At 68.5% G+C, this 10,005-nt stretch carries 11 protein-coding genes, 1 tRNA gene and 1 pseudogene; 11 read left to right on the forward strand and 2 right to left on the reverse strand.

What is annotated here, in order from left to right:
- Positions 1-60 precede the first annotated feature (60 nt).
- From xerD to FGL98_RS09575, 11 genes are all read left to right on the forward strand, one after another.
- The gene (gene xerD / locus FGL98_RS09525) at positions 61-993 is read left to right on the forward strand and encodes a site-specific tyrosine recombinase XerD (protein ID WP_246136469.1); all 933 of its coding nucleotides are present in this window, start codon (positions 61-63) and stop codon (positions 991-993) included.
- A 51-nt stretch (positions 994-1,044) separates the two neighbouring features.
- Positions 1,045-1,899 carry a ParA family protein gene (locus tag FGL98_RS09530; RefSeq protein ID WP_281289163.1) on the forward strand — a complete coding sequence of 285 codons (855 nt, stop codon included), beginning with the start codon at positions 1,045-1,047 and terminating at the stop codon, positions 1,897-1,899.
- A 5-nt stretch (positions 1,900-1,904) separates the two neighbouring features.
- A complete protein-coding gene (locus tag FGL98_RS09535; protein WP_246136470.1) occupies positions 1,905-2,798 on the forward strand; it encodes a segregation and condensation protein A in 894 nt (297 codons plus the stop codon).
- Positions 2,791-3,444 carry an SMC-Scp complex subunit ScpB gene (gene scpB, locus FGL98_RS09540; RefSeq protein WP_146316526.1) on the forward strand — a complete coding sequence of 218 codons (654 nt, stop codon included), beginning with the start codon at positions 2,791-2,793 and terminating at the stop codon, positions 3,442-3,444. The genes FGL98_RS09535 and scpB overlap by 8 nt, the downstream gene beginning before the upstream one ends.
- Positions 3,441-4,358 (forward strand): pseudouridine synthase, encoded by a 918-nt coding sequence (locus FGL98_RS09545; RefSeq protein ID WP_146316527.1) that lies wholly within the window; start codon positions 3,441-3,443, stop codon positions 4,356-4,358. Before scpB ends, FGL98_RS09545 begins: the two co-directional genes overlap by 4 nt.
- On the forward strand, positions 4,355-5,446 hold the full coding sequence (locus FGL98_RS09550) for a prephenate dehydrogenase (RefSeq protein WP_146316528.1): 1,092 nt from the start codon (positions 4,355-4,357) through the stop codon (positions 5,444-5,446). The genes FGL98_RS09545 and FGL98_RS09550 overlap by 4 nt, the downstream gene beginning before the upstream one ends.
- Positions 5,439-6,122 (forward strand): (d)CMP kinase, encoded by a 684-nt coding sequence (gene cmk / locus FGL98_RS09555; protein WP_146316529.1) that lies wholly within the window; start codon positions 5,439-5,441, stop codon positions 6,120-6,122. The genes FGL98_RS09550 and cmk overlap by 8 nt, the downstream gene beginning before the upstream one ends.
- Positions 6,115-6,804, forward strand: coding sequence for a lysophospholipid acyltransferase family protein (locus FGL98_RS09560; protein ID WP_146316530.1), 690 nt, complete (start codon positions 6,115-6,117; stop codon positions 6,802-6,804). Before cmk ends, FGL98_RS09560 begins: the two co-directional genes overlap by 8 nt.
- Before the next feature lie 33 nt (positions 6,805-6,837).
- Entirely contained in the window at positions 6,838-8,298 is a 1,461-nt protein-coding gene (gene der, locus FGL98_RS09565) for a ribosome biogenesis GTPase Der (protein WP_146316531.1), read from the forward strand.
- Positions 8,299-8,472: 174 nt separating this feature from the next.
- Positions 8,473-8,817 (forward strand): hypothetical protein, encoded by a 345-nt coding sequence (locus FGL98_RS09570; RefSeq protein ID WP_146316532.1) that lies wholly within the window; start codon positions 8,473-8,475, stop codon positions 8,815-8,817.
- Positions 8,818-8,921: 104 nt separating this feature from the next.
- A tRNA-Pro gene (locus FGL98_RS09575) sits at positions 8,922-8,995 on the forward strand.
- 490 nt (positions 8,996-9,485) lie between these two features.
- On the opposite strand, the gene FGL98_RS25370 is transcribed toward FGL98_RS09575, so the two are convergent.
- Positions 9,486-9,662 (reverse strand): hypothetical protein, encoded by a 177-nt coding sequence (locus FGL98_RS25370; RefSeq protein WP_186526079.1) that lies wholly within the window; start codon positions 9,660-9,662, stop codon positions 9,486-9,488.
- 238 nt (positions 9,663-9,900) lie between these two features.
- Positions 9,901-10,005: pseudogene (locus FGL98_RS09580) on the reverse strand (IS5/IS1182 family transposase); the annotation flags it as partial.

Below are 10,005 nucleotides of genomic sequence, written 5' to 3' on the forward strand. Positions count from 1 at the left end.
GTTCTTCGTGACTCCTCGGGTGCAATTTGTGACCTCTCGGTGGGGGAGAATGCGGGCACCATGACTGAGCGATCGAGCGTCCTGCACCGCGCAATGACGGGCTGGCTGGACCACCTGCGAGTGGAGAAGGGCGCGTCCGCGCACACGCTCGCGGCCTATCAGCGCGACCTGCGGCGGTATGCCGAGTACCTCGGCGGCCGCGGTGTGACCGACCCGGCCGCTGTCGGTGAGCTCGAGGTGGCCGACTTCCTGGCGACCCTGAGAGAGGGCACGCCGGAGCACCCGCCGCTGGCGCCCTCCTCTGCGGCGCGGACTCTGGTGGCGGTGCGGGGCTTCCACAAGTTCCTGGCGCTCGAGGGGGACACCACGGGCAACGTCGCCGCCGGCGTGGCACCACCGCGGCCGCCGCAGCGGCTACCCAAGGCCATCCCGCTGGACCAGGTCGAGCGGCTGCTCGCGGCCGCGAGCGTGGGGGACACGCCGGCGTCGCTGCGCGACCGCGCGCTGCTCGAGGTGCTTTACGGCATCGGCGCGCGGGTCAGTGAGGCCATCGGCCTCGATGTCGACGACGTCGACCTGACCACGGACAGCGTGCGGGTGATGGGCAAGGGCAGCAAGGAACGGATCCTCCCGCTGGGGCGCTACGCGAAGGAGGCCGTCACGGCCTACCTCGTGCGCGGCCGACCCGCTCTGGCGGGCAACGGGAAGGGCACACCGGCCCTGTTTCTCAACCAGCGCGGAGCGAGGCTGTCACGACAGTCCGCGTGGAACGTCATCCAGGCGGCCGCCACACGGGCCGACCTCTCCGGCCACGTGAGCCCGCACACTCTGCGACACTCGTTCGCGACGCATCTGCTCGACGGCGGCGCCGACGTGCGCGTGGTGCAGGAGCTGCTCGGGCATGCGTCGGTGACGACCACGCAGATCTACACCATGGTCTCGGTGCAGCAGCTGCGAGAGGTCTTCGCCAGTGCACACCCCAGGGCGCATTGATAGGTTGGCCTGGATCGGCGCGACGCCGAACAACGACGACACGGGAGCAATGTGAGTTCGCAGGAGAAGCTTGGCCCCACCGGCCGGCCGCTGCCGGCCTTCCCGCAGCCGAAGGCACTCGCCTCGCACGGGCCGGCGCGCATCATCGCGATGTGCAACCAGAAGGGCGGCGTGGGCAAGACCACCAGCACCATCAACCTGGGTGCGGCGCTGGCCGAGTACGGCCGCAAGGTGCTGCTGGTCGACTTCGACCCACAGGGCGCCCTGTCGGTCGGCCTGGGCATCCGGTCCCACGAGCTGGACGTGTCGATCTACAACCTGCTCGTCGAGCGTGGCCACGACATCCACAACGTGATCGAGGCGACCGGCACCAAGGGCCTGGACGTCCTTCCGGCCAACATCGACCTGTCCGCCGCCGAGGTGCAGCTGGTCGGCGAGGTCGCCCGGGAGATGGTGCTGTCGCGCGTGCTGCGCCCCGTCGTGGACGAGTACGACGTCATCCTCATCGACTGTCAGCCGTCGCTGGGGCTGCTCACGGTCAACGCGCTGACCGCCGCGCACGGCGTGCTGATCCCGCTGGAGTGCGAGTTCTTCGCGATGCGTGGAGTGGCGCTGCTCGTCGAGACCATCGACAAGGTCACCGACCGGCTCAACCCGCGCCTCGAGCTCGACGGCATCGTGGCGACGATGTATGACGGGCGGACCCTGCACAGCCGGGACGTCATCCGTTCCGTTGTGGACCACTTCGGCGACGCGGTGCTGCACACGGCGATCAACCGCACCGTGAAGTTTCCGGATGCGACCCTGGCCGGCGAACCGATCACCAGCTACGCCTCGTCACACGGTGCGGCGGAGTCCTACCGCCAGCTTGCTCGAGAACTGATTGCGCGCGGCGCAGCCGCCTGAGCATCGTGACGCAGGAACCCACGACGCCGGGAGGCGTCCTCACCCGGCGCGCGGCGTCGACACCGTTCGAGGTGCATCTCGAGGTCTACTCGGGCCCGTTCGACCTGCTGCTCGGCCTGATCTCCAAGCACAAGCTGGACATCACGGAGATCGCGCTGTCCAAGGTCACGGATGAGTTCATGGCGCACATTCGCAAGGCTCAGCAGGACTCCACCGAGTGGGACCTCGGCCAGGCATCGGAGTTCCTGCTGGTCGCGGCCACCCTGCTCGACCTGAAGGCCGCTCGCCTGCTGCCTAGCTCAGGCCCGCAGGACGACGAGGACCTGGCCCTGATCGAGGCCCGCGACCTGCTGTTCGCCCGGCTCCTGCAGTACCGCGCGTTCAAGGACGTCTCGGCCGGATTCGGGCAGCGCATGGCGACGGCCGGCCGTATGACGGCCCGTCAGGCCGGGTTGGAGGAGCGGTTCGCGTCGCTGCTGCCAGAGCTCGTCATGAACGTGACGCCGGTGCAACTGGCCATGATCGCGGCCCGGGCGATGACACCCCGGCCGGATCCGACGGTAGGCCTGTCGCACCTGCACGCCCCGGCCGTCAGTGTGCGCGAACAGGCCGCGCTCGTGGTCGACATGCTCCGAGAGCGAGGGAGCGCATCATTCCGCAGCCTCGTGCAGGATGCCGAGTCGACCCTGGTGATCGTGGCACGGTTCCTGGCACTGCTGGAGCTGTTCAAGGAGGCCGCGATCACCTTCGAGCAGTCGGAGGCGCTGGGCGAGCTTGAGATCCGCTGGACGGGAGGCGACGACCAGCAGCCGGTGGTCGTCGGTGACGAGTTCGACGGCGTGGCTCCGCGAGACGACATCGAGCGAGACGACATCGAGAAGGGAGACGGTGATGACTGAGTCAGATCGGAACACCGAGGCAGAGCAGAACAACGACCTCGAGGTCGAGCCGGAGGTCGCCGAGGAACAGGTCGCCTTCGACCTGTCCACCTTCCCGGGTGGCGCGCGAAGCGCCATCGAGGCAGTGCTCATGGTGGTCGACCAACCGATCACGGTGCTCGACCTCGCCACCGCACTTGAGCTGCCCCCGGACGACGTGACGGCATACATCCACGAGCTCGAGGCCGAGTATGCGCAGCAGCAGCGGGGTTTCACCCTCCGGTGCATCAATGACGGGTGGCGGGTCTACAGCAGGTCGGACTACGCGCCGGTCGTGGAGAAGTTCCTCATGGGCGGCCAGCAGGCCAAGCTGACTCAGGCATCGCTGGAGACCCTGGCGGTCATCGCCTACCGGCAGCCCATCTCGCGATCGCGCATCGGCGCCGTGCGCGGCGTCAATGTCGACGGGGTGATCCGGACCTTGCTGACCCGCGGACTGATCGAGGAGTCCGGCATCGAGAGCGAGGGCACCGCGACGCTCTACTGCACGACACCGTACTTCCTTCAGCGACTGGACCTTTCGTCGCTGGACGAGCTACCACCACTGGCACCGTACCTACCGGATGCCGACATGATCGATGAGCTGATTGAGCAGGGAAACGGATGAGTGCGAACCAGCGAGCGGGTCGGCAGGGCGGCCGAGGCCGTGACAGTGCCGGTCGACCCAGCGGCAACCGGGGCGGCAGCGGAGGCGGCCAGACGCCGCAGCGGGCCGGCGGGCCCAGCCGCGGGAGGCCGCGCGGCCAGCAGGTGAAGCCGCAACGCCCCGCGGAGCCCGAGGTCGACGTCCACAACCCCGACGGTGTGCGTCTGCAAAAGCTGCTCGCCGGTGCCGGTGTGGGCAGCCGCCGCAAGTGCGAGGAGCTGATCACTCAGGGACGCGTCGAGGTCGATGGCCATCGCGTCACGGAGCTCGGCGTGCGGATCGATCCGCTCGGGCAGACGGTGCATGTCGACGGCGAGCGGATCCAGCTGGACACCTCCCTCGTCTACCTGGCCTTCAACAAGCCACTGAACGTCGTCTCGACGATGAACGACGAGCTGGGCCGGCCCTCTGTCGGCGACTACCTCGAGCAGCGCAAGGACCGGCTCTTCCACGTCGGACGGCTGGACATCGACACCGAGGGGCTGCTGCTGCTGACCAATGACGGTGAGCTGGCCAACCGATTGCAGCACCCGTCCTACGGTGTCCACAAGACGTATATCGCGATGATCCGCGGCCCGGTGCCGCGCGACATGGGGCGCAACCTGCGCGACGGCGTCGAGCTCGAGGACGGTGTGGTCAAGGTCGACTCCTTCAAGGTGGTCGACTCCAAGCCCGGCTGGGCCATGGTGCAGCTGGTGCTCCATGAGGGCCGCAAGCACGTGGTGCGCCGCCTGCTGGAAGCCGTCGGCCACCCGGTGGAGAGTCTGGTGCGCACGGATGTCGGACCGGTGTATCTCGGTGACCTGCGCGCGGGCAAGATGCGCCCGCTGACCCGTCAGGAGATCGCCGGGCTCTACCAGGCAGCCGGGCTGTGACGCCGCAGCATGTGCGGGTCGTAGGAACCGGACTGATCGGTGCATCCATCGGTCTTGCGTTGCGCGCCAAGGGCGTTCGCGTGTCACTGCACGATCCGTCGCCGACGGCACGTGCGTTGGCCCGCGATATCGGCGCCGGCGAGCTCGACGTGATGGACGAGCCCGACGTGGTGGTCGTCGCGGCGCCGCCGGACGTCGTATCCGCCGTCGTGGCCGACGAGCTGAAGCAGTGGCCGACAGCCGTGGTCACCGATGTCGCATCGGTGAAGGCCAGGGTGCTGGCGCAGGTCAGGGCCACGGTGGACCCTGCCGAGCTGCGGCGGTATGTCGGGTCGCACCCGATGGCAGGTCGCGAGCGGTCCGGGGCCGTCGCCGCCCAGGGGGACCTCTTCGAAGGACGAACGTGGGTGGTGTGTCCCGCGCCGGAGTCGGACCCGGTCGCGGTCACCGCGGTGCAACACCTTGCCTCGGACTGCGGCGCCGCCACCGTGACCATGCCTGCGAGCGACCATGACCTCGCGGTGGCGAGCGTGTCGCACGTGCCGCAGATCGCAGCCAGCCTGGTCGCGGCCCGGCTGCGAGATATCTCGGATGAGGCCATCGCCCTGTCCGGCCAGGGGGTCCGGGATGTCACCCGGATCGCGGCGAGCGACCCGATGCTCTGGACCCAGATTCTCGCGGGAAACGCCACCGCGGTCGCACCGGTGATCGACCTGCTCGCGCAAGATCTGCGCCGCGTCTCCGAGGCCCTGCAGGAGCTCGGCCCTGAGGCGTCGCCCGCTGAGGGTGCCCGCGGTGTGCTGGCACGCGTCATCGCCGATGGAGCGCTGGGCCACGCGCGGATCCCCGGCAAGCACGGCGCCGCGCCCACCGCATACGGCACCCTCCTGGTGATCGTCCCGGACCAGCCGGGAGCTCTCGGGCGGCTGTTCAACGACATGGGCGATGCCGGGATCAACTTGGAGGACCTGCGGTTGGAGCACGGCGTCGGTGCGCAGGTCGGGATCGCCGAGGTGTCGGTGCTGCCCGCTGTGATGGAGAGACTAAAGACAGTGCTCGAGGACAACGGTTGGAGTGTGCATGAGTAACGGTTCGCATGTCGTGGTCGCCATCGACGGACCCTCGGGGACCGGCAAGTCGAGCGTGTCCAAGGCGGTTGCGCGCAAGCTCGGTGTCGGATTTCTCGACACCGGGGCGATGTATCGCGCGCTCACCTGGTGGTGTCTGGAGCAGCAGATCGAGCTGACGGACGCCGACGCGGTGGCAGCGGCGTCGCGTGACCTGCCGCTGACCATGGGCACCGACCCGAATCACCCGGATGTCTTCATCGACGGTCGCAGCATCGAGGTGCACATCCGCGAGTCGCGGATCTCGCAGTCGGTATCCACGGTGGCCACCAATCTCGACGTCCGCGCCGACATGCAGCAGCGTCAGCGGGAGCTGATGGCACAGGTCAGTGAGCAGACCGGGGGAGTCGTCGCCGAGGGGCGCGACATCACCACGGTGGTCGCGCCGGATGCCACCGTGCGCATCCTGATGACGGCCAGTGAGGAGGCGCGGATGGCCCGCCGGTCGAAGCAGCTGTCCGTCACCGCCGAGTCGACGCGGTCACAGATCGTCGACCGCGACCGCGTCGACTCCACGGTGTCGACCTTCATGACGGCCGCCGACGGTGTGGTCACCGTCGACACGTCCCACCTCGACTTCGAGCAGTCCGTGCAGGCGGTGCTGCACGTCGTCAGTGCGGAGGCCGGCCATGAGTGAGCCGACCGGTGACCTGACGCAGGCGCCACTCGCGTCGCCCGGACGCCGGCTCGGCTGGTTCCTGATGCATGTGCTGTATGAGGGTCGCGCCCTTCATGGCAACCGGATTCCGCGCACTGGCCCGGTCATCGTGATCTCCAACCACTCGGCCTTCCTGGACGGCCCCGTGGTCTTCTGCCTCGCGCCGCGCACCTTGCACTTCCTGGTGAAGAGCGCCTACTTCTCATCGGCATGGGGCGCCGTGCTCCGCAAGATGGGGCAGATCCCGATCGACCAGCACAGCGCCGACCGACGCGCTCTGATGGCAGCCAAGGCGACCCTGGAGCGCGGTGACGCGGTAGGCATCTTCCCCGAAGGGCACCGTGGCGGTGGCACCGTGGAGGCGGCCGAGCAGGGTGCCGCCTGGCTGGCGCTGCAGACCGGTGCGCTGATCGTGCCGGCCGCCACCCTCGGCACGCGCGGCACCAGTGGAGACACCGACACCTGGCCGCGCCCTCGCGGGCGGATCCGAGTGGTCTTCGGCGAGCCGTTCGCCATCCGCCCGTTCGAGCCCGTCAGCGGCCGAGAACGACTGCGGCTGGCGACCGAGCAGCTGCGCTCCCGGCTTGCGGCGCACGTGCAGGCATCCGTCGGCGAGACCGGGATGGGCCTGCCGGCCGCGCGGCCGGGTGGCGACGATTAGGGGAAGCCGCGGGTCGTCCGAGACAATGGGGCAATGACTGACAACATGCCGGCCGAGGAAGACGAGTCGGTCGAGCACGCGCTGCGCGTCGGCCTCGAGGACTTCGACCTCAGCGACCAGGACCGTGCGCTGCTCGATGCGGGGGAGGCACTGCCTACCGGTGACGCCGACGGCGAGAACCGCCCGGTGGTGGCCGTGATCGGCCGACCGAACGTCGGCAAGTCGACGCTGGTCAACCGCATCCTGGGTCGACGCGAGGCGGTCGTGGAGGACGTGCCGGGCGTCACCCGTGACCGGGTCGCGTATGACGTCGAGTGGTCGGGTCGCGACTTCACCCTGGTCGACACCGGGGGCTGGGAGGTCGATGCCACCGGCATCCACCTGCGAGTGGCAGAGCAGGCCGAGGTGGCCGTGTCCCTGGCGGACGCCGTGCTGTTCGTGGTGGACGCCACGGTGGGTGCCACCGACACCGACGAGGCCGTCGTGCGACTGCTGCGACGGTCCGGCAAGCCGGTGGTGCTGGTGGCCAACAAGGTCGATGACCAGCGCACCGAGGCCGAGGCCGCGATGCTCTGGTCCTTCGGTCTGGGCCAGCCATATCCGATCTCGGCGCTGCACGGGCGGGGGACCGGTGACGCGTTGGACGCGATCCTCGACGTGCTGCCGGAGAAGTCCGCCGTGTCGGCCTACCGCAGCGGCGGACCGCGGCGGGTGGCGCTCGTGGGTCGACCGAACGTCGGCAAGTCGTCGCTGCTCAACAAGCTCGCCGGCGAGGAACGGGTCGTGGTCGACGACGTCGCCGGGACCACGCGTGACCCCGTCGACGAGTACATCGAGCTGGGCGGTCGCACCTGGCGGTTCGTCGACACTGCCGGAATCCGCCGCCGCGTGCATCAGACCCGTGGAGCGGACTTCTACGCCTCGCTGCGCACACAGACCGCGATCGAGAAGGCCGAGGTGGCCGTGGTGCTCATCGATGCGGAGGAGAGCATCGTCGAGCAGGACGTGCGCGTCATCCAGCAGGTCGTCGATGCCGGCCGCGCGCTGGTGCTCGCCTTCAACAAGTGGGATCTGCTGGACGAGGAGCGACGCTACTACCTGGAGCGCGAGATCGAACGCGACCTGGCACAGGTCGCCTGGGCGCCGCGCGCGAACATCTCCGCGCAGACCGGTCGGCACATGGATCGTCTGGTGCCCGCAATCGAGGTGGCTCTCGACTCGTGGGACCAGCGCGTCCCCACCGGCCGGCTCAACGCCTTCCTCGGTGAGATCGTCGCGGCGCACCCGCACCCAGTGCGCGGTGGCAAGCAGCCACGCATTCTCTTCGCGACCCAGGCCTCGACCCGCCCACCGCGGTTCGTGGTCTTCGCCAGCGGGTTCATCGAGGCCGGCTATCGCCGGTTCCTGGAGCGCCGCCTGCGTGAGGCGTTCGGGTTCGAGGGCACCCCGATCGAGGTCTCCGTGCGGGTGCGCGAGAAGCGTCGCCGGCACTGACCCTCGCGACGCCGCGGTAGCGGCGCGGTGCTGTCGCAGTGCCACGCACTCGTCGGTTATAGCTTCCGATTCCACTGCACGCACCTCGGAGGCTTCTGAGGCGCAGTGGTTGCGACGGCAATAACTTCCGACTCCACTGCACCCCAGGAGCGCGGGTCGTGGCATCGTGGCGGTATGACGATGCATGTGGCTCACTTGTCGATCTACCCCGATAAGGGCGCGCCCGGCGTCGGGCTGTCCACCGCGACGGTCGAGCCCGATGGACTGACGGGGGACCGCCGCAAGAAGGCGGCAGTGCATCTGGTGTGTCTCAAAGACACTGCAGACCGAGATGATCCGCCGCGAGCCAACATTGTGCTGGATGCCCCAGACGATCTGGTTTCTCTGGTCGGCGCACGGGTGACCATCGGCACCGCGCTGCTCGAGGTCACTCGTCAGGCCGGCAACTGCCCGGGCGTGTATGCCGAGGTCATCGAGCCCGGCCAGGTCTCGGTCGGCGACGAGGCCAGGCGGGTCTGAGCGCACGGCATACTGCGTGGCCCTACCGCCGACGGTGCCGCGGCGACCTCGATTCGTGGTGGGCCTCGCTCATGCGATATCGTTTGGCTCGCCCTTCGGGGCAACGGGCTGTGGCGCAGTTTGGTAGCGCACTTGACTGGGGGTCAAGGGGTCGCAGGTTCAAATCCTGTCAGCCCGACGGGTAAAACTGCAGGTCAGAGGCTTGCGGGGCCGCGAAATGGCGATTTCGTGCAACATACGTGCAAGAAGGGATCGGGACCCCCGGCCCTTTCTGTCCCGCTGTGACCTGGTGCGCGGCCTGTCCTTCTGTACCTCGGTCACTTCCAGCGTTCGAGCACGTCAGTCACTGACCACACAGCTTCGGTGAAGGTCGGTGCATTGACGTGCCGGGACATGGCCTTCGCGCGCCGCGGTGCAGCGCTCATGAAGGCGGCCAGACGCGTGGCTCCTTCGAGTCCCTTTACGTCCACCACGCTTCTAGGCCTCTGACCTGCGGCAACGCAGATCGGAGGCTTCTCTTATCGCCTCGCGTGTCGGATACGTGTCGAATGAGAGAGCTCATCCGGCAGGCAAGTGACCGCTCATCGGCTGACGTGTCGGATACGTGTCGGATGGAGAACTGCCGCGCTCCGGAAGGTTCAAGTCCTCATGCCGGAACCCCGGCCCCCTCACCACCTCGTGTCCAGCAGACGAGCGAACAAGAAGCGGTCGCGCAGGTGCTCGCACGCGTCCAGGATCGCCGGGGCCCGGGCCTCGGCGACGGTCAGAGCCTGCGCCGGGGTTGCGCGGACGGCAACGTGATTTGTGCCCCGCGGCTGTCGGTCGCCCTTGGTGCTGTGATGCAAGAGCGATTTGAACGACGAGGCCGAGGCCCGACCAAGACCGGCGTGACATCGTGATCAGAAAACCAGACGTTGGCGCCCCACGCCGAACATGAAACTCACAGAACGAGGCCAGCGCCGCAAGCTTGCGGTTCACGCTCGACCGGGCGCAGCGGGATCGGCCGTGGGCAGCAACTGCACGCGCTGCCGAGCCGCTTGGCGGCATCCTGAAAACGCCGTTGTAAGAGGTTCCGCGGATAGGTCATGGTCGGTGACTGGGTCTGGTGTCCCAGCGGCGGGTGGTCCAGGCGACGCGGATCAGGCGCCGGGCGATGATGATGGCGCTGGCCAAGGCGATCAGCGCCTC

It is taken from the genome of Leekyejoonella antrihumi, from assembly GCF_007845645.1.
GTDB classification, from domain to species: Bacteria; Actinomycetota; Actinomycetes; order Actinomycetales; family Dermatophilaceae; genus Leekyejoonella; species Leekyejoonella antrihumi.

Bases quoted from the DNA above. Each gene is read 5' to 3' on its own strand.
- xerD (WP_246136469.1), top strand. From the start codon at position 61: ATGACTGAGCGATCGAGCGTCCTGCACCGCGCAATGACGGGCTGGCTG.
- scpB (WP_146316526.1), top strand. From the start codon at position 2,791: ATGACTGAGTCAGATCGGAACACCGAGGCAGAGCAGAACAACGACCTC.
- FGL98_RS09545 (WP_146316527.1), top strand. From the start codon at position 3,441: ATGAGTGCGAACCAGCGAGCGGGTCGGCAGGGCGGCCGAGGCCGTGAC.
- cmk (WP_146316529.1), top strand. From the start codon at position 5,439: ATGAGTAACGGTTCGCATGTCGTGGTCGCCATCGACGGACCCTCGGGG.
- FGL98_RS09560 (WP_146316530.1), top strand. From the start codon at position 6,115: ATGAGTGAGCCGACCGGTGACCTGACGCAGGCGCCACTCGCGTCGCCC.
- der (WP_146316531.1), top strand. From the start codon at position 6,838: ATGACTGACAACATGCCGGCCGAGGAAGACGAGTCGGTCGAGCACGCG.
- FGL98_RS09570 (WP_146316532.1), top strand. From the start codon at position 8,473: ATGACGATGCATGTGGCTCACTTGTCGATCTACCCCGATAAGGGCGCG.